At 37.5% G+C, this 18,379-nt stretch carries 17 protein-coding genes; 11 read left to right on the forward strand and 6 right to left on the reverse strand.

The window, feature by feature from the left end:
• The first annotated feature begins 55 nt into the window (after positions 1 to 55).
• On the forward strand, positions 56 to 2,221 hold the full coding sequence (gene fdhF, locus E7Z81_RS01305) for a formate dehydrogenase subunit alpha (RefSeq protein WP_292743137.1): 2,166 nt from the start codon (positions 56 to 58) through the stop codon (positions 2,219 to 2,221).
• Between the two features lie 17 nt (positions 2,222 to 2,238).
• Positions 2,239 to 3,444 carry a Coenzyme F420 hydrogenase/dehydrogenase, beta subunit C-terminal domain gene (locus tag E7Z81_RS01310; RefSeq protein WP_292743139.1) on the forward strand — a complete coding sequence of 402 codons (1,206 nt, stop codon included), beginning with the start codon at positions 2,239 to 2,241 and terminating at the stop codon, positions 3,442 to 3,444.
• Positions 3,445 to 3,561: 117 nt separating this feature from the next.
• On the opposite strand, the gene moaA is transcribed toward E7Z81_RS01310, so the two are convergent.
• Positions 3,562 to 4,491, reverse strand: coding sequence for a GTP 3',8-cyclase MoaA (gene moaA, locus E7Z81_RS01315; RefSeq protein WP_292743142.1), 930 nt, complete (start codon positions 4,489 to 4,491; stop codon positions 3,562 to 3,564).
• A 4-nt stretch (positions 4,492 to 4,495) separates the two neighbouring features.
• Complete coding sequence (gene mobB / locus E7Z81_RS01320; protein WP_292743144.1) at positions 4,496 to 5,533, reverse strand: molybdopterin-guanine dinucleotide biosynthesis protein B; 1,038 nt, start codon at positions 5,531 to 5,533, stop codon at positions 4,496 to 4,498.
• 414 nt (positions 5,534 to 5,947) lie between these two features.
• On the opposite strand from mobB, the gene E7Z81_RS01325 reads away from it, so the two are divergent.
• The 9 genes from E7Z81_RS01325 to E7Z81_RS01365 all read left to right on the forward strand — a co-directional run bounded on the left by E7Z81_RS01325 (position 5,948) and on the right by E7Z81_RS01365 (position 13,033).
• On the forward strand, positions 5,948 to 6,406 hold the full coding sequence (locus E7Z81_RS01325; RefSeq protein ID WP_292743145.1) for a 4Fe-4S binding protein: 459 nt from the start codon (positions 5,948 to 5,950) through the stop codon (positions 6,404 to 6,406).
• A complete protein-coding gene (gene fwdF / locus E7Z81_RS01330; RefSeq protein ID WP_292743147.1) occupies positions 6,399 to 7,496 on the forward strand; it encodes a tungsten-dependent formylmethanofuran dehydrogenase subunit FwdF in 1,098 nt (365 codons plus the stop codon). Before E7Z81_RS01325 ends, fwdF begins: the two co-directional genes overlap by 8 nt.
• Positions 7,497 to 7,504: 8 nt before the next feature.
• Complete coding sequence (locus E7Z81_RS01335) at positions 7,505 to 7,735, forward strand: ferredoxin family protein (protein ID WP_292743149.1); 231 nt, start codon at positions 7,505 to 7,507, stop codon at positions 7,733 to 7,735.
• A 12-nt stretch (positions 7,736 to 7,747) separates the two neighbouring features.
• Entirely contained in the window at positions 7,748 to 8,317 is a 570-nt protein-coding gene (locus tag E7Z81_RS01340) for a molybdopterin dinucleotide binding domain-containing protein (RefSeq protein WP_292741092.1), read from the forward strand.
• The gene (locus tag E7Z81_RS01345; protein WP_292743151.1) at positions 8,307 to 9,683 is read left to right on the forward strand and encodes a formylmethanofuran dehydrogenase subunit B; all 1,377 of its coding nucleotides are present in this window, start codon (positions 8,307 to 8,309) and stop codon (positions 9,681 to 9,683) included. The genes E7Z81_RS01340 and E7Z81_RS01345 overlap by 11 nt, the downstream gene beginning before the upstream one ends.
• A gap of 7 nt (positions 9,684 to 9,690) precedes the next feature.
• Positions 9,691 to 11,406 (forward strand): formylmethanofuran dehydrogenase subunit A, encoded by a 1,716-nt coding sequence (locus E7Z81_RS01350; RefSeq protein ID WP_292743285.1) that lies wholly within the window; start codon positions 9,691 to 9,693, stop codon positions 11,404 to 11,406.
• Between the two features lie 2 nt (positions 11,407 to 11,408).
• Positions 11,409 to 12,284 (forward strand): formylmethanofuran dehydrogenase subunit C, encoded by an 876-nt coding sequence (locus tag E7Z81_RS01355; RefSeq protein WP_292743153.1) that lies wholly within the window; start codon positions 11,409 to 11,411, stop codon positions 12,282 to 12,284.
• A 47-nt stretch (positions 12,285 to 12,331) separates the two neighbouring features.
• A complete protein-coding gene (locus E7Z81_RS01360; RefSeq protein ID WP_292743155.1) occupies positions 12,332 to 12,622 on the forward strand; it encodes a DUF2097 domain-containing protein in 291 nt (96 codons plus the stop codon).
• Positions 12,623 to 12,742: 120 nt separating this feature from the next.
• Complete coding sequence (locus E7Z81_RS01365) at positions 12,743 to 13,033, forward strand: DUF2097 domain-containing protein (RefSeq protein WP_292743157.1); 291 nt, start codon at positions 12,743 to 12,745, stop codon at positions 13,031 to 13,033.
• Between the two features lie 2 nt (positions 13,034 to 13,035).
• On the opposite strand, the gene E7Z81_RS01370 is transcribed toward E7Z81_RS01365, so the two are convergent.
• The 4 genes from E7Z81_RS01370 to E7Z81_RS01385 all read right to left on the reverse strand — a co-directional run bounded on the left by E7Z81_RS01370 (position 13,036) and on the right by E7Z81_RS01385 (position 18,274).
• A complete protein-coding gene (locus E7Z81_RS01370) occupies positions 13,036 to 14,718 on the reverse strand; it encodes a DUF128 domain-containing protein (RefSeq protein WP_292743159.1) in 1,683 nt (560 codons plus the stop codon).
• Between the two features lie 39 nt (positions 14,719 to 14,757).
• Positions 14,758 to 16,113: a type I glutamate--ammonia ligase gene (gene glnA / locus E7Z81_RS01375; protein ID WP_292743161.1), complete on the reverse strand. Its 1,356-nt coding sequence runs from the start codon at positions 16,111 to 16,113 to the stop codon at positions 14,758 to 14,760.
• Between the two features lie 241 nt (positions 16,114 to 16,354).
• Positions 16,355 to 17,098 carry a HesA/MoeB/ThiF family protein gene (locus E7Z81_RS01380; protein ID WP_292743163.1) on the reverse strand — a complete coding sequence of 248 codons (744 nt, stop codon included), beginning with the start codon at positions 17,096 to 17,098 and terminating at the stop codon, positions 16,355 to 16,357.
• Between the two features lie 9 nt (positions 17,099 to 17,107).
• Positions 17,108 to 18,274, reverse strand: coding sequence for an aldo/keto reductase (locus tag E7Z81_RS01385; RefSeq protein ID WP_292743165.1), 1,167 nt, complete (start codon positions 18,272 to 18,274; stop codon positions 17,108 to 17,110).
• Positions 18,275 to 18,379 lie beyond the last annotated feature (105 nt).

An 18,379-nucleotide genomic window follows, 5' to 3' on the forward strand; every position in this document is an offset into this window, starting at 1 on the left:
AAAGCTTCTTTTTCTTATATTCATTAAATTAAAAATATATTTTGGAGATTATAAAATGGTTGAAATTAAATATGTTCCAACAATTTGTCCATACTGTGGTACAGGTTGCGGACTCAATTTCGTTGTAAAAGACGGAAAAATTGTTGGTGTAGAACCTTTAAAAAGACACCCTGTAAATGAGGGTAAAGTATGTCCAAAAGGTAACTTTGGATATCAGTTTATTAATAGGGAAGACAGATTAACTACTCCTTTAATAAAAGAAAATGGTGAATTCAGAGAAGCTTCTTGGGATGAAGCATTAGACTTAGTTGCTAACAAACTCAAAGAAGTATCCGACGAAGATCCAAACAAAGTTGGATTCTATGCATGTGCTCGTTCTCCTAACGAAAACATCTACATTACTCAGAAATTAGCAAGAGTAGCTTGTGGTACCCAAAACGTAGACCACTGTGCACGTATCTGTCACGGTCCTACTGTAGCAGGTTTAGCTAACACTTTCGGATCAGGTGCTATGACCAACGGATTCGACAGTATCAAAGAAGCAGACTACATCTTCTGTATCGGTTCCAACAACATGGAAGCACACCCATTGTTCGGACGTAAATTAATCCAAGCAAAACAAAACGGTGCTAAATTAGTTGTATTAGACCCAAGATTCACTCCTACTGCTAAAATTGCAGATGAATACGTACAATTCGAAACCGGTACTGACGTAGCTTTAATGAACGCAATGATTAAAGTAATCATTGACAGAGGCTTACAAGATGAAGAATTCATCCACTACAGAACCAAAGGTTTCGAAGAAATGAAAGAAACCGTACAAAAATACACTTTAGATATGGCTTCTGAAATTACTGGTATCAAACCTGAAGTAATCGAACACTTAGCTATTGATTACGCATCTGCTGACAAAGCAGCTATCGTATACTCATTAGGTATTACCGAACACTCCCACGGTGCTGACAACGTTATGTCCACTGCAAACCTTGCAATGTTAACCGGTAACATTGGTAGAGAAGGTACTGGTGTAAACCCATTAAGAGGACAAAACAACGTACAAGGTGCTTGTGATATGGGTGCATTACCTTCCGATTACGTAGGTTACAGAAAAGTTAAAGACCCAGAAACTACTGCATGGTTCAATGACTACTACAGTGGATACGGTTACGAAGTAAACTTACCAACCACTCCAGGTTTAACATTAGTAGAAATGATGAACGCTGCTCACGCTGGTGACTTAAAAGTATTATACATCCACGGGGAAGACCCAGTTCTCTCTGATGCAGACGTACAACACACCAAAGAAGCACTCGCTAACTTAGAAATGTTAGTTGTTCAAGAATGTTTCTTAACCGATACCGCACAATGTGCTGACGTTGTATTACCTGCAGCAGGTTGGGGTGAACAAGAAGGTACCTTCACCAGTGGTGAAAGAAGAGTACAATGCTTACACAAAGCACAAGAACCTCCTGAAGGTGCATGGGTAGACTGGAAAATCATGGAAGAAATCGCTGTTAGAATGGGCGTTCCTAGAGAATTATTCCACTACGAATCTGCTGAAGAAATCTTTGATGAAATCAGAGAATGTGCTCCTATCATGGCAGGTATGAACCGTGAAAGATTAGACACTCCAGAAGCACTTCACTGGCCTTGTCCTTCCGAAGACGACCCATGTCAACCATTAATGCACAAAGTAAAATTCGCACACCCAGATGGTTTAGGTGTCTTCCAAGCATTAGAACACAAAGGACCTGTTGAAACCGTAGATGAAGAATACCCATTATTATTAACTACTACAAGGATATTGTTCCACTACCACGCAGCAATGACCAGAAGATGTGAAACCTTAAACAATGAGGTAAAAACTGGATTCATCGAAATCAACACTAAAGATGCTGAAGCAAGAGGAATCCTCAACGGTGAAGTTGTAAGAGCATTCTCTAGAAGAGGAGAAATCGCAATTCCTGCTCGTGTAACTGACGACATCAAAGAAGGTATTGTAAACATTCCAATGCACTTCGTAGAATGTGCAGCAAATGTATTAACTAACTCCGATTCTTTCGACCCTAAATCCAAAATGGTTGAATTAAAAGCTTGTGCTATCCAAGTAGAAAAACTCCCAGATGTTGTTGAAATGAAAGGAGAAGTCTACAAAGATGGTACTGACACTGAAATTAAAGCTGAAAACATGGCAACTACCACCGTAAAAGTAGGTAAATAAATAGGGAGTAGATTTAAATGAGCGCAAAAATTAACGATATGTACTACGCATACTCTGCTATCGAGGATATCAAAGAAAAAGGAGAGTACGGTGGAGTAGTAACTACTATCATGAAATACTTATTAGAAGAAGGTATCGTTGACGGTGTTGTTGGAGTAACCCAAGGTCACGATATTTATGATGGTGTACCAACTCTTATAACTGACCCTGCTGACGTTATTAAAACTGCAGGATCCATTCACTGTGGTACTTTAAACATTGCTAAATTTGTATCCAAATACTTAGATGGTGCAAGATACATGAAATTAGCAGTCGCATGTAAACCATGTGATGCAATGACCATCAGAGAATTAATGAAAAAAGGAAAAATCATCGAAGAAAACGTCATTATGATCGGTGTTAACTGTGGTGGAACTATGTCACCTGTTCCAACCATGAACATGATTAGAGATGTATACGATTTAGATCCTAAAGATGTTATCAAAGAAGAAATCGCTAAAGGTAAACTCATCATGGAAACTGCTGACGGCGAAAAAGCTTTCAAAATCGATGAATTAGAAGAACAAGGAATGGGTAGAAGAGAAAACTGTCAAAGATGTAATCTCAAAATACCTTCCAACGCTGACTTAGCTTTAGGTAACTGGGGAGTTATCGGTCCTTTAGCTGGAAAAGCTACTTTTGTTGAAGTATTCACTGAAACTGGTGCTGACGTTTTAGGTAAAGTAATTGACGCAGGTTTAATTGCTACCGAAGAACCAATCGCAAAAGGTATCAAAATCAGAGAAAACATTAACAACTTCATGTTAAAAGAATCCCAAGCTAAAAAAGAAATCGATTACGCAGGAACTACCGGAGACATCATCGATGTATTCTACCAATACGAAGATGAATTCTCTAAATGTATGAAATGTTACGGTTGTCGTGAAGCATGTCCATTATGTTTCTGTGAAGACTGCTGTCTCGAAGCTGAAGGTCCTGAATGGGTACCTGGTGGATACACTCCTGCTGCTCCATTCTTCCACTTAACACGTATGGTGCACATGGTTGACGCATGTACTAACTGTGGTCAATGTTCCGAAGTATGTCCATGTGAAATTCCTGTAGCTAAAGTATGGAGTACTGTAAACAACAAAGTTAGAGAAATCTACGGATACATCCCAGGTATGGGTAGTGATGATCCACTTCCATTCACTGACCACGTATCCAAAGCTAAATGGTTATAAGGATTCGTCCTTATTTCCCATTTTTTCTTTTTTTTGAGATGTTAAATTAACAATGTTATATTTCAGTTATATAAAAAATAATATTTGGCTTTAAAAAGCGTTCTTTTTTAAAAAAAATTAGGAATTAAACGGTTCACGGTTGTTAATTCCTTTTAAGAATATCTCTTCCAGTTCTTCCTCGCTTGCACCATTTCTGACATATGAAATCAGCTCGACAAGATTGTCATTTCTAAGCAGGCAAGGTTTGATTTTACCGTCAGGTGTTATCCTTAATCTGGAGCAGTTTGCACAGAATGTAGCATTATCCACTGGTTTAACTACCTCGATTTCTCCACCGTCTATGTAATATTTTTTACGTCCCTGCATAAATTTACGTTCATGAACCTCATCAGCTATATCGGCCAGCTCTTTTTCGATGTCATCAAGCTTATAGTGATAGTCGGCACTGAATTTGTCATCGTCACAGTTCTCACTTTCAATCAGTTCAATAAGCTGGAGGACAATGTCATGCTCTTTACAGAATTCAAACATATCATCGATTTCATTCTGATTGATGTCCTTCATTATGACCATGTTTATTTTAACAGGATACATTCCAACTTCAACTGCTTTGAGAATTCCTTTTTTGGCATCTTCAAGATAATCCTTTTTGGTAATGAATTCAAAAGTTTCCCTGTTAAGGGTGTCCAGGCTTACATTAACTCTGTCAAGGCCTGCATCCTTAAGGTCCTGTGCATATTTTTCCATAAGAATGCCGTTTGTGGTCATTGAAATGTCCTTGAAATCAAGACTGGCTATTTTTTGAACTATCTCTACAATGTCCTTTTTAAGCAACGGTTCTCCGCCTGAAAGTCTGATTTTCTTAACGCCAAGTTTTTTAGCTATTTTACAGATGGTATACAGTTCATCAGCTGTCATTTCATCCTTGGATTTGACCATTCCGTCATGATGACAGTACAGGCAGTTTACATTGCACCTGTTTGTTAATGTGATTCTCAGTGAAACAATGGGTCTTTCATATCTGTCTGTAACATAATCTTCAAGCATATTATCATTCTCCCACTGTAACGTTTATCTTGTTGATTTCACTGTCAATTTTAAGTGAACTGACAACTGCAAATATTGTTTCCTTTAAAATGCCCTGTGTAAATTCGTTGATTTCAACGTCATGGCCGTTGGTCTTAAGGCTGATGTGTGCATTTTCCAGTTTTTTGCCCGTGATGTCTTTTATTTCAATATCAATCAGTTTGACATTATCTTCAGTTTTGATGGCATTGATCATTCCCTTTATGGAATTTGATACAATGTTTCTGGTAAATGCGTTGATTTCAAGATTTTCATCATTGATTAAAATTGTGCATTCAGCATCTATCGGGTTTTTTGGGGTATTTTCATTGGGGATTACGACTTCTATTTTGCCGATTTCGGAAACGTCATACTCTTCAAGATTCAAGGTGTTTATGACTCCGACAAGACTTTGTTTTATGTAATCGCTGACAAATCTGTTAAGACCTACAACTTTACCGTCTATTGATAAATAGCTTTTTACATTATCCAAATCGTCTACACTTAAATTTCCATTTCTTATTTCACTTGCAATGACTTCTCCATTGTTGAATCCACAGTTATTTGCAAATAATGTGTCAACTATGTCATGACCTCTCTGTTCTATTAAATCTGCAAGTTCGCTGACTCCCTTATCATCTATGGTAAAAGAGTCAACCTCTTTTATTGTGTATTCATCCCTTACGTTAGGTGAAGTTATGATTTTAGGGTAGTTGTAACTTTTGTATCCTTCAATGATTACAAAGTCAAAATCGTCAAAGTGTTTTAGCAGGTATAATATCCTGTTTAAGTCGTGTTCTTTTCTTGCATTAAAAAAAGTTGTTGACCCAACACCTACAACCAGATTGGCTCCGGCCTGTTTATGTTTCCAGGTGTCTGTATTTTCTTTGTCCATTTCTATTGAATGGTGTGAATGCTTGATTGAGGCTACGTTGTATCCTCTTTTGGTTAGCTCTTCGATAACTTTAACAGTTAGCGATGTCTTTCCTGTATTTTTCTTCCCGACAATAGATACTATTTTCATTTTTACTCCCCTTATAATAATATATTATTCGTATTAATTAAAAATTTCTACATGAGTTCATGTGTAGTTACTACACATTTTAGGTTAACCTAAAAATTTAGGTCATTTTTCACTGTTTTTGTAATACTTTTTACATCGATTGATATTATTTTCACAACGATTTTTTTTAAAAATTTAAAGATTTCTCAAAACATATTTACCTAATTATTCTTCTACACTTTAAAAATTATATCTGTTAAAAATAAATAAGGTTTACTGATTCTGTTTGCTTAATACTCTTTTTATATTAATTTTTGAAAAAATTTTTGTGTAGTTATCCCACAGTAATATTTAAGTCTTTCGACTTAAATCTAGTAGGCAACTATATTTATATAAGAAAACATATGTGTTATCATTACACATTGGTGATTTTAAATGCCGAAACATATTGCATCTGGTCTTAAATATTTGGCTGCGGTCAAGTTGAAAGATGAGGGTAAAAGTCATCAGGCAATTGCCGATGAGTTAGGCGTTGATAGATCTACCATATCTCACTATCTGAATGGTAGAAACCTGTCTTGGAACTCAATTGACGTTGCAAGAACAATCATCGAGCTGTGCCCTCCAGATTTCCTGAAAATGGCGGAGGCAATATTTGAGGAACCAGAACAGAGTCGTAAAATTGTGAGTATTTGCAGAGAAAGAGATTTCGAAGTAATTATAGAAGATTCTTGTATTGGTTGCGGTTTATGTGTAAATGCATGTACAATGAAAGCTATTAAATTAGAATCATTGCAAGCGCATGCAGACTCCATGCAATGTTGTGGTTGTCAGCTGTGTAGCGAAGATTGCCCAACGAATTCTATAAAAATTTTGGAGATTGAATATGATTAGAAATTTAAAAGAGGTTAAAGACAACAACTTTGACATCACAAGATCTGCTGAAGAAGTTAGAAACTTGTCTTTCAATGACCACACCTGTTTAGGTTGTGGAATTTGTGAATCCACTTGTCCTGTTGAAGCGATTACCTTAAACGCAATCGCTGTCGACGCACGTCACAGAGTATTCAATGACGTTTACTTCAGTGGTCACGAAAAGATTGCTCAAAACTTCAAAGAAGATTTCGATGTTCAAAGAATAAGCATTGACGAAAGTAAATGTGTATTATGTGGTATGTGCAGTGGATTATGTCCAGTTGATGCCTTAGTATTAACTATCGATGGCGTACCTATCAAAGAAATTGAAGCATATCCTCATTACAACGCTTTCTCAGAAATCGATGATGATGAATGTATTTACTGTAAAAGATGTGAAACTGCATGTCCTCGTGATGCAATTGTCATTGAAAGAGTTTTACCAAACCGTGCTGACTTAGTAACTGGTGAAATTAACGTAAATGATGAAGAATGTATTTACTGTGGAGTATGTCAAGAATTATGTCCTGCAGAAGCAATTGTTGTAGATCAAGAAACAGGAAAAGAATCCATTGTTATTGATAAAGACAAATGTGTATACTGTCTCGTATGTAAAAAAGCTTGTCCTACCAACGCTATTAAAGCAATTTGTAGAGCATGTAACTACGGTGAATATGACTTAGATCCTTCCAATGCAGTTGTAAAAGGAAATTCAGTTATTGATTCTGATCTTTGTGTATTCTGCGGTTGGTGTGAAGGCGTATGTCCAACTGACGCAGCAAAACATAAAAAACCATTCCAAGGTTCTATTGAAATTGATGACGACAAATGTCAAGCTTGTGGAGCTTGTGTAGATATTTGTGGATGTAACGCATTAGCATTTCCAGTATCCTCAGGTCCTGGTTCTAGAATGGAACATGTAATTGCTTACAATGATTACTGTGTAAAATGTAAAGCATGTGCTAACGCATGTCCTAACGGTGCAATTACTGTAAAAAGAACTGAAATTGACCACACACCTATTAGCTCAACTACTTGGAAAGAAGCTTTAGACGCAATTAAAGACTAGGTGATTAGATGGAACTTAAAGTTAATCAAGATAATTGTTTAGGATGCGGGATTTGTGTTATTGCTTGTCCTGTAAATGCAGCTATCAGTCCAGAAAATGCTGGTGGTAATGGTGCAAAGACTGAAGAAGTTATTATGATGGTAGAAAACGGATTTATCAAACTTTTCAGTCCTGAAAAATGTGAAGAATGTGGAACATGTCAAATGTTTTGTCCAGTAAATGCTATATGGTTAGAATAGGGGGATTATTATATGCATTATGCTAATACTTATTTAGAAAAACCTGTAGTACCAGATGTAAAAATTACTGGTGAAGGAACAACTGACGTACTTAAATGTATGTTAAACACCGGATCTGACATCTACCAAGGTGCTTGTAAAAAAAGAGGATCCACTTTAAAAGAAGAATACAAAAACGCTTCAGGTACTTGTTACATGGATCCTAGAGATATGGCAAAATTAGGTGTAAACAACTGGGATACTGTACTTGTAAAAACTGATTTCGGTGAAGTAGTAGTAAACTGTGCAGTATCAAGAGACGCACCTCACGAAGGAACTGTATTCATTTGTAAAGGACCATGGGCTAACACTATCGTAAGTCACGATACTTACTGCTGTTCTGACCCTACCTACAAAGGAATCAAATGTACTGTCGAAAAAACCGACAGAAAAGTATTACTCATGGCTGACTTAATGAGATGGGTATACAAAAAATACGTTGATGAAGAAGATGACGATGTTGTTGAAAACATGGAATCTTTAGGTGAATTACCTGTTTATCACGGACGTAAATGGGAGGAGTTGATTGACCATGACTTATGAACCACCTGTAACTGATTATGATTACATTGTTGAAAATTGTACCTGTGCATTCTGTGGTTGTAACTGTGACGATTTAGATTACTTAGTAAAAGATAATCACGTAGTTGCTGTAAGACACGCATGCAGATTAGGAGCAAGTAAAATTATGGAAGATATGGATCAAAGATTACTTGTTCCAATGATTAGGGATGAAAACGGAGAACTTATGGAAGTAGATTGGGATACCGCTTTAGACAAAGCTGCAGAATACATTGCTAATTCCATCAGACCTGTATTCTACGGATGGTCTGAAACTTCTACCGAATGTATGAAAGAAGGAGTAGCATTAGGTGAATACATTGGTGCAGTATTAGATAACCAAGCTACTATCTGTCACGGTCCTTCTCTCCAAGCTGTACAAAACGCAGGATACCCTATTCAAACTTTAGGAGAAGTTCAAAACAGAGCAGACGTTATTGCTTACTCTGGAAGTAACGCTATGAACTCTCACCCAAGACATATGGCAAGATACGCTGTATTCTGTCGTGGATACTTCAGACAAAGAGGAAGATTCGACAGAACTGTTATCACCATGGATCCAAAATTCTCAGATACCGCAAAATGTTCTGACAAATGGATTGGATTCGAACAAAACGGAGACTACGGTTTCTACAACGCTATTAGAGCTGTACTCAGAGGAAAAGAATTATACCAAGACGTAATTTCTGGAATTCCTAAAGAAGACATTTACGAATTAGCAGAAGAAATGAAAAACGCAGAATTCGGTGTTCTCTTCTTCGGTTTAGGTTTAACCCACACTTTATCAAAACAAAGAAACATTGATATCGCTATTAAGATGGTACAAGACTTAAACAAATACAGTAAATGGGGACTTACTCCAATGAGAGGTCACTTTAACGTAAACGGTTTCAACATTTTCATGGCATTCGAATGTGGATTCGCTTTCGGTGTTGACTACTGTAGAGGTTACCCAAGATATATGTTAGGAGAAACCAACACTATCGATTTATTAACCAGAAAAGAACCAGATTGTTTCATGGTTATTGCAGCTGACCCAGGTGCTCACTTCCCTAACGGAGCAAACCAACACTTAGCTAACATTCCTGTTATTCAAATCGATATTCACTGGGGCCCATCTACCGAACTCGCTGACGTAGTATTACCAGGTTCATTCATTGGTGTAGAATGTGCTGGTACCAGTTACCGTATGGATGGAGTTCCTATCTACATGAAAAAAGCTATCGACAAACCAGAAACCTGTCGTGACGACGAATGGATTGTCCGTGAATTGAAAGAAAGAGTAATGAAACTCAGAGAAGAGCCAAACGTAGCTCCAAAATATGTGCCAAATCCAAACGCACTATAAAGGTGATATAATGGAATATATTCTTAAAAACGGTATTGTCTACGACCCTGCTAATGAAGTAAACGGGGAAAAGATGGACGTAATGTTCAAAGATGGTATTATTGTAGATAACGTTTCCTCCGACGCTAAAGTCTTAGATGTTACCGATAAAATAGTCATGCCAGCAGGTGTTGACCCTCACGCACACGTTGCAGGTCCTAAATTAGTAGTAGGAAGATTATACAGGCCTGAAGATTCCAGAAGAGGTGTTACTCAAAAAACTAAAGTTTTAAGATCAGAATCTGGTTTCTCCATTCCAAGTTGTCCTGCAACCGGTTACAGATACTCAAGATTAGGTTACGGTACTGTTGTAGAAGCAGCTATGCCTCCTCTTGAAGCAAAACACACTCACGAAGAAATTGCAACTATTCCACAATTAGACATCCCAGCTTTACCATTATTCGGTAACAACTGGTTCGTAATGGAATACGCTAAAGATAATAATATTGAAGACATTGCAGCATTTGTATCTGCATGGTTAAAAATCTCAAAAGGTTACGGTATCAAAATCGTAAACCCATGTGGAAGTGAAGCATGGGGATGGGGTATGAACGTACACGGTGTAAACGACAAAGCTCCTTACTTTGACGTAACTTCCAAAGAAGTTATCGTTGCACTTGCAAAAGCTAACGAAATGTTAAACTTACCTCACTCTATCCACATTCACCCTAACGACTTAGGACACCCTGGTAACGTACCAACCACTATCGAAACCATGGATGCTGTTAAAGGAATCAAAAAAGGTAAAGGCGCAGCTGAAATTAGGGATCAAGTTATGCACTTAACTCACTTACAATTCCACTCCTACTTAGGAAACAGTTGGAAAGATGTAACTTCCGGTGCTGAAGAAGTCGCTAAACACTTCAACAAAGCTGACAACTTAACCTGTGATATTGGTCAAGTAACTTTCGATGAAACCACTACCATGACTGCAGACGCTCCTATGGAATACGACTTATTCAAATTATCCGGTCTTAAATGGACCAACAAGGATATTGAATGTGAAACTGCAGCAGGTATCATCCCATGTATCTACTCCAAGAAAAGTCCTGTTAGTACCTTACAATGGGCTATCGGTCTTGAATTATTCTTGTTAATCGAAGATCCATGGAGAGTATGTTTAACCACTGACCACCCTAACGCAGGTCCATTTACCAGATATCCTAGAATCATTTCCTGGTTAATGAGTAATGAGAAAAGACAAGACATGTGTGACAATGAAGTTCACAAATGGGTACACAAAAGAACTCTTCTCCCTACTCTTGAAAGAGAATACGATTTCTACGATATTGCAACTATTACAAGAGCTGCTCCAGCTAAAATCTACGGATTCACTGACAGAGGTGCACTCACCCCTGGTTACAGAGCAGACATTGCAGTATACGACATAAATCCTAATGACATTGACCCATCCAAACAAGCTGATGAAATCGAAAAAGGTTTCAACGTAGCTGACTACACTATTAAAGATGGTCAAATATTAGTAAAAGATAAAGAAATTGTAAAAGTTAAAGAAAGTCAAAACATTTGGGTTAACGTAAAAGGATGGGAACAAAACGAGCAAAAAGTTATCGACAACATTATGCCGTTCTTCACCCAATACTACTCAGTTAAATGGGAAAACTATCCAGTACACGACCACTATGTATCAAACCCAATTAGAGTAGACGTTGACGGTAAATAGGGGTGTTTAATTTGAAAACAATTACATTTGATCAAATCAAAACTTCATCAATCGCATTAGAATTTGATGAATTAATTCCTGATGAAATTTACTCATGGACCGAAGCAGATTTCGCTAAATATCAAGTTCCTATTGGAAATTCCAGATTCCCAATCACTGACTTCTTCGACATCACTGTAGAAGGAGAAGCTAACGGGCCTGAAGAAGTTGAAATGATTTTAAACGGTGACTTAAACAGAGTAAAATACATCGGTTGTAAAATGAGCGCTGGAAACATTGTCTGTAACAGTAGTGTAGATTTACACGTAGGTGCAGAAATGTCCGGTGGATCTATTCTCGTTAAAGGTGACGCAGCTGCTCACGCTGGAAGAGAAATGTCTGGTGGATACCTTGAAATCGAAGGAAATACCAAAGAATTTACTGGTGCTTCTTACATCGGTGAATGGAGAGGTATGACCGGAGGACAAATTGTTGTTGGCGGTAACGCTGGTAAACAATGTGGTGAATGTTTAACTGGTGGAAGAATTCACGTTAAAGGTAACTGTGATATCTTAGCTGGTATTCACATGACCAAAGGTCTTATCGAAATTGACGGTGACGTAAACCGTTGGCCGGGTGGTCAAATGAAAAACGGTAACATTGTCATCCACGGATTCCTCGGTAGATTACTCGAAGGATTCGTTCTCGACGGTGTTGTCGTAGATCCTGAAGTAGAAGGAACCACTTTCAAAGGAAAATATATTCACTACACTGGAGATATTGGTCTTAACGGTAAAGGTAACCTTTACTTAGACGCTGAAGCTAACAAAGAAAAATTAGCTGAATACGGAGAAATTGACGACGAATATACTTCAATCAGAGAATACAGGAATTTATAATTCCTTTCTCTTTTCTTTTTTTTTTAAAATAATTTTGGGCTGATAATATGGTAAAAGAAGTAGAAATGACTTTTGATGAGGTTGTAGAATACGTTAGGAATAAAGTATATGTTGGAGATGTTTTTGAAATTTCCTATAATCGTATTTTTGCTCCAGGAGAAGTTTTAGGTCTTACTGAAGAAGATGAAGTGACTGGAGAAGGTCTCAGAGTCGGTTTACAGTTAACCGGTGAAATTTTAAATCAGGCAGTTGAAGTTGACTTGCATGAAATTGCCGACGATTTATTAGAAATCCGTCATATTCACGATGGCGATGAAATTATAATAGAAGTATTATAATTCTCTTTTTTTATTTATTTTTCATATTTTATTTTTCATTGAAAATTTTTTTTGTTCGATATCATACAAACAAACTTTTATATGATGAGATTTATAATATTATGTAAGGGGTGGATTGTCATGAAAGAAATAGAATTAACCACACAAGAAGCTGTAAAATATTTAAAAGAAAATGTAAAAATGCATGATAGGATCGAAATAGCTTACGATAGAATTTTTGCAGAAGGAGAAGTCTTAAACGTTGATTTTTCCGAATATTTCGGCAAACCTGGATTTAAAATGTTAGTGTCTCTTGATGAAAGTGAACTTGGTGCCACAGTTGAAATCGATGTCTATGAGGTCGAAGAGGATATAATCGAGTTTATCCATTATCCGAAAGATGGTGAAGCTGTGGATGTTACTGTAATATAATATTACAGTCTATCCATATTTTCAAAAGGCATCAGCTGCTCAATTGCTTTGACATGTATGTCAACACCACGTTCTCTGACTGCTGCAATTGAGTTCAAACCGCTTCCGGCAACGACACCGAAATTATAGTTTTCCGCCTTTGCATTGTAGGTAACCTCTCTAGGTTTGCCTATTTTATAGATTGAAAAACCAATTTTATCTAATGTGTCCAGTAAATCCACTGCATATTCACGTGCGATATAGGGGATCTCTTTAAAACTGGCCAATATCTTATTCGGACCGAAATTTCCGCTGATTGAAGTCATATTTTTTGCAATGAATATCTTATGGGGATCAACAGTGGAACCGTTGTATGAAATCAGCTCTATGAATAGTGGAGGTTCTGTAAGTTCTAGCAATCCTCCATATTTCGGATTTGACATAATTCCATTGTTTATCAACAGTCCGTCTATACTCAAACTGCATATTGTAGCTATTCCAACCATGTTATCGTCGCTCGGATGATTTACAATCTTGTAATATGGGTTTATGTATTTTGGATTGCTGTTGTAGGTTTCTTCCATTATGCCAAGTGTTTTGTCAAGATCTTCTTTTTTAAGATAGGACACATTTGATATGATGTCTCCTTTTCTTTTTTCGATATCGAAATTAACCTGCTGGATTAAGTTCCATGATTTTGAGAGTAAAAATGATATTTTCGGTTGCGGAGTATGTTCAACAGGTTTTAAGCCGTATTTGATTGTTGATGTGATTGGGGACAATGTATTGAAGTCTCTGATTTCTTCCGCTATTTTTATGTCAATTTCCTGACCCTGTTCCTGAATTGCACGAAACGGAGTTATTCCTCCGACGATTGATATTCCGACCATTCCTTTAGGTACTGTAATTCCAAGTATGTCTTTTCCCTCGTCACTTATGGCTATTATTCCGCCTATTCCAATCTTGTCAAGCTTTTTGATTATTTCTATTGTCTTTTCACGGCCGATTCCAGGTATAAGTCTGAAGTTTGCAGGTATCAGTCCGTCACCTGAAGTTACCACATCCATAACTGAGGTCCTGTTAGGTGATGAAAATGCATCCAGCGGTGTAAGGGATGTTTTCTTGTAGGATATCAGCTCTTCAAAGCGTATAGGTTTGTAGTCCTCAATTCTGAGAAGTCCTCCGTATTGAGGTTGTGCAGGAATTCCTTCATTCAAAAGTATCCCGTCAATTGTTGTACCGCATAAAGTTGTCACTTCAATTTTGCCCTTACTTTTATCTTCATTTATATTAACGTAAGGACTAACAGAAAGACCACTTTCAATAATACTTTTAAGTATATTGATTGATTCTTCATTATAAATGGTTGATGTGTTGACAACAACATTTCCTCTTTGTGTGATATAGTTGAAGTCAGTTAAATATATCATTTCTTCAAATTTTGAATAGATGAAATCAACCTGGTCATATATCAGTCCCTTTTCCAGCTTGTCACGGCCAAGTTCGGTAATGACTCTTCCAGAATATCCCTTTCTTTCAGTGTAGCCCTTTTCATCCAAAATCTGCATGTGGTATCGAACGGCACGTTCGCCCAGGTTAAAGCCCTTTTCGTTTAGTTCATCTGCTATCAGTTTTGAACCGATTGGCTTTTCCTGCTGGCTCAATATCCTTAAAATTTCAATCATTCGGGGTTCTGAATCTGACATTTTCGGCTCCGGTTAAAAATAAAAAAGGAATATTTAGAATTAGATATCTAAATATTTTCTTTGTTCGTATCCAAATACTTGAACACGGTATTCGTCCCATTCCTGATATTTGAGCTCTAGGAATTTTTCGCTGACGTGAGGTCCCAGTGCATTGAGTATCAGAGGGTCTTCTTCTAAAGAGTGGTAAGCTTCCCATAAACTGGTTGGCAGCAGTTTGATTCCTTTCGCTTCCCTTTCCTCTTCAGTCATTACATAAATGTTTTCTTCAACAGGGTCTCCAGGATCGATTTTGTTAACGATTCCGTCAATACCTGCTTCAAGCATTACTGTAAATGCGAGATATGGGTTACATGCAGGGTCAGGAGATCTGTATTCAATACGTGTAGCTTTACCACGTGCTGCAGGCACTCTGATTAATGCTGACCTGTTTCTAAGACCGTATGCCCTGTATACTGGAGCTTCATAACCAGGAACTAAACGTTTGTATGAATTTACGATAGGGTTTGTGATTGCTGTAATAGCTGGAGCGTGCTTGAGTAATCCTCCCATGAAGTACATTGCATCTTTTGACAGACCTGTTTCTGAGTCAGGGTCTGAAAAGAGGTTTCTGTCTCCTTTAAATACTGACTGGTGGCAGTGCATACCACTTCCGCTTACTCCGAAAAACGGTTTAGGCATGAATGTTACTCTGTAGTCCATCTGGTCAAATGTAGCCATGTTGTCTACGATAGCTTTGATAGCCTGTTTGAATGTAATTACAGCATCTGCTGTTTTTAAAGCGTCTTTGAATTTGAATGCGATTTCGTTTTGACCCGGTGCCACTTCGTGGTGTGAAGCCTCAACTTCAAAGTCCAAGTCTTCCAGGTTTAAGGTTAGTTCTCTTCTGAAGTCCGGACCTTTGTCCAATGGTTCAACGTCAAAGTATCCTGCATCATCGTAAGGCATAGGATATCCGTTTTCATCAATGTCCACAATGAAAAATTCAGGTTCAGGACCGATGTTGTACTGAAGGCCCATTTTTGCTATGTGTGCAAGGGATTTTTTAAGAACTCCCCTTGGGTCTCCTATAAACGGTTCTCTGTCTGCTGTCCAGACGTCACAGATAAATCTGCAGGTTGCGGATTCTTCAGGTCTCCATGAAAGTCTTGAGTAAGTGTCAATATCAGGTTTCAATACTAGGTCACTGTCGTTTACTCCTACAAATCCTGCTATGGATGATCCGTCAAACAACATTCCTTCGTTAAATAATTCCGCCATATCTTCTCCATTGAACGGAATTACGATGTTTTTAACGGTACCATTAATATCAACAAATTGTAAACGGATAAATTTGATATTATCCTCTTTCATTTTTTCTCTTATAAGTTCTATTTTTTCTTCTGGAATATCACTCATCTAAATCAAGCTCCGAATTTTATAAGACTGAGTTTTTTCAATAGTCGGAAATATACTTCCTATTAATTTTATATCTAAATTTATTACTATATAAAGATTTTGAAAAAAAATAAGCTAGTTAAAAGGATAATCAACCGTTATATCCAAATTAAATTAATTTTTATAAAAAATTTCTATGATTTTTTAATTTTATTGAATACTGTTCAATCTTATATAAAAAATAGTTAAAAATTTGATTTATCTACAGTTCCTCTGTTGTAAAAGAGGTAAAATCCAATAAATCAAATGTCAATATTTTAGGCACAACTGTTACCTTTCCGATTCCTGTAATTATTTTAAAGGCTTCTATGGCTTCAAGACACCCTATCAGATTTGGAGTAGGTCCGATTGCAGGCGGTGTTGTGCTGGCAATGCCTTTAAGCTCGTCAATGACATCACTTGTCAGTTCCCTTTCAAATGAAGGAAGGTTGAAAAGTTCCTCATAGCTTTTTGTATTTGACAGGAAGACTGTAATCTGACCCATTGTTCCGTGAATCGCTCCATGGATAAAAGGTATTCTGTTTTCTCTTGCCTTTCTGGAAACGATGACTCTGGTGAGGACATTGTCAAGTGCATCGATGACGATATTTGCATCCTGAATAAGCTTGTCAATGTTGCTTTCATCCACATGCTCTGTAAAGCACTCCACATTAACGTAGGGGTTAATCTGTTCAACTTTCTGTTTGGCAACTTTGCTTTTTTCAAATCCTATGTCATTTGCTGTTGCAAGGGTCTGTCTGTTGAGGTTTGTCCAGTCAAAGGTATCCTCATCTACAAGAACCAGGCTGCCTATTCCCATTCTTGCAAGCATTTCGATGGTCTGGCCCCCGATTCCTCCGCAGCCGATTACTGTTATTTTTGCATTTCTGAACTTTTCCTGTTCTTCTTTGTCTAAAAGGGGCATTTGGCGTGTAAGGATTTCCCAGTATCTATCATCATTTTCCATTTTTTACACCTAAAAGTGGTCAAATTCACTTCCGAAGTATTCATATACCTTCTGAAGCTCTTCAGGTATATTCAGCATTTGGGTACAGAACGGAAGACATTCTTCACAGTTGACGCAGCTGTCCGCCCTTGAATCATCATCAATCAGTGAGAAATACTGCATTGCACTGGCCTTAGGGTCGTTAAGCATGTGTGCGATATTGTATTCGGTCAGGCAGTTGATGATGTCCACTCCATGAGGGCATGGCATACAGTAGCCGCATCTGGTACATCTGTTTCCTAAAAATCCTCTGTATGTTCTTGCAACCTCCCTGATTATTTCCTGGTCGTAATCGCTGATTTTATCAATTCTTGAAGCTATTTCAATATTCTCTTTCACCTGATCAAGGCTTGTCATTCCGCTTAAAACGCAGTCGACATCATCCCTGTTCCATAAGTATTGAAGAGCCCATTCAACAGGAGTCCTTTTGACTTCTGCCATCTGCCACAGTTCATTAACTTCCGGCGGAATGTTGTTTACGAGTCTTCCACCTCTTAAAGGCTCCATAATCATGCTTCCCATATTCACTTCCTTGAGATAGTTCAGTCCCATGATTCCTGACTGATAATATTCGTCCAGGTAGTTCATCTGGGTCAGCCCCACTTCCCATTTCGGATATTCGTCAATGATTTCAATTACATAGTCAACTTCAATGTGTGATGAAAACCCTACATGGCCCACTTTTCCGGATGAAAGGCAGTCGTCGAGAAAATCAAGGACATTCAAATCCTTAACCTTGTACCAGTCCGGAACTGTCAGGGAATGGAGCAGATAAATGTCAATATAATCAGTCTGAAGTTTTTTGAGCTGTTCGTCGAGATAATATTCGAAATCCTCTTCCTTTTCAATAGCCCATGAAGGAGATTTTGTCTGAAGGTAAACTTCGTCCCTCATGCTGTTTTCAGCTAAAAATTCACCAACAAATGTTTCACTGTTTCCGCTGCCTTCCAATGTTTTGCTGTGGTAAGGATAAGCGGTATCTATGAGATTTATTCCGTTTTCAATTCCGTATTCAAGCATTTTGGATGCTTCAGTCTTGTCGATATTGTCATTGGAACCGATTGTTGGAAGTCTCATTGTTCCAAAACCAAGTCTTGAAACCTTCAGTCCGGTTTTTCCAAGTTTATTATATATCATTTCAAATCCCTATATGGTATATTAGAAAGAAAACTATAAAATTGTTATGATTTGAAAAATTATTTAAAAAATAGTAATTAAGATGGGAATTCCTGGGATTTAAGA

Origin of the sequence: Methanobrevibacter sp. (assembly GCF_015062935.1) — an archaeon.
Classification (GTDB): Archaea; Methanobacteriota; Methanobacteria; order Methanobacteriales; family Methanobacteriaceae; genus Methanocatella.

Coding starts and splice junctions, on each gene's coding strand:
- fdhF (WP_292743137.1), top strand. CDS start 56: ATGGTTGAAATTAAATATGTTCCAACAATTTGTCCATACTGTGGTACA.
- E7Z81_RS01310 (WP_292743139.1), top strand. CDS start 2,239: ATGAGCGCAAAAATTAACGATATGTACTACGCATACTCTGCTATCGAG.
- moaA (WP_292743142.1), bottom strand. CDS start 4,491: ATGCTTGAAGATTATGTTACAGACAGATATGAAAGACCCATTGTTTCA.
- mobB (WP_292743144.1), bottom strand. CDS start 5,533: ATGAAAATAGTATCTATTGTCGGGAAGAAAAATACAGGAAAGACATCG.
- E7Z81_RS01325 (WP_292743145.1), top strand. CDS start 5,948: ATGCCGAAACATATTGCATCTGGTCTTAAATATTTGGCTGCGGTCAAG.
- fwdF (WP_292743147.1), top strand. CDS start 6,399: ATGATTAGAAATTTAAAAGAGGTTAAAGACAACAACTTTGACATCACA.
- E7Z81_RS01335 (WP_292743149.1), top strand. CDS start 7,505: ATGGAACTTAAAGTTAATCAAGATAATTGTTTAGGATGCGGGATTTGT.
- E7Z81_RS01340 (WP_292741092.1), top strand. CDS start 7,748: ATGCATTATGCTAATACTTATTTAGAAAAACCTGTAGTACCAGATGTA.
- E7Z81_RS01345 (WP_292743151.1), top strand. CDS start 8,307: ATGACTTATGAACCACCTGTAACTGATTATGATTACATTGTTGAAAAT.
- E7Z81_RS01360 (WP_292743155.1), top strand. CDS start 12,332: ATGGTAAAAGAAGTAGAAATGACTTTTGATGAGGTTGTAGAATACGTT.
- E7Z81_RS01365 (WP_292743157.1), top strand. CDS start 12,743: ATGAAAGAAATAGAATTAACCACACAAGAAGCTGTAAAATATTTAAAA.
- E7Z81_RS01370 (WP_292743159.1), bottom strand. CDS start 14,718: ATGTCAGATTCAGAACCCCGAATGATTGAAATTTTAAGGATATTGAGC.
- glnA (WP_292743161.1), bottom strand. CDS start 16,113: ATGAGTGATATTCCAGAAGAAAAAATAGAACTTATAAGAGAAAAAATG.
- E7Z81_RS01380 (WP_292743163.1), bottom strand. CDS start 17,098: ATGGAAAATGATGATAGATACTGGGAAATCCTTACACGCCAAATGCCC.
- E7Z81_RS01385 (WP_292743165.1), bottom strand. CDS start 18,274: ATGATATATAATAAACTTGGAAAAACCGGACTGAAGGTTTCAAGACTT.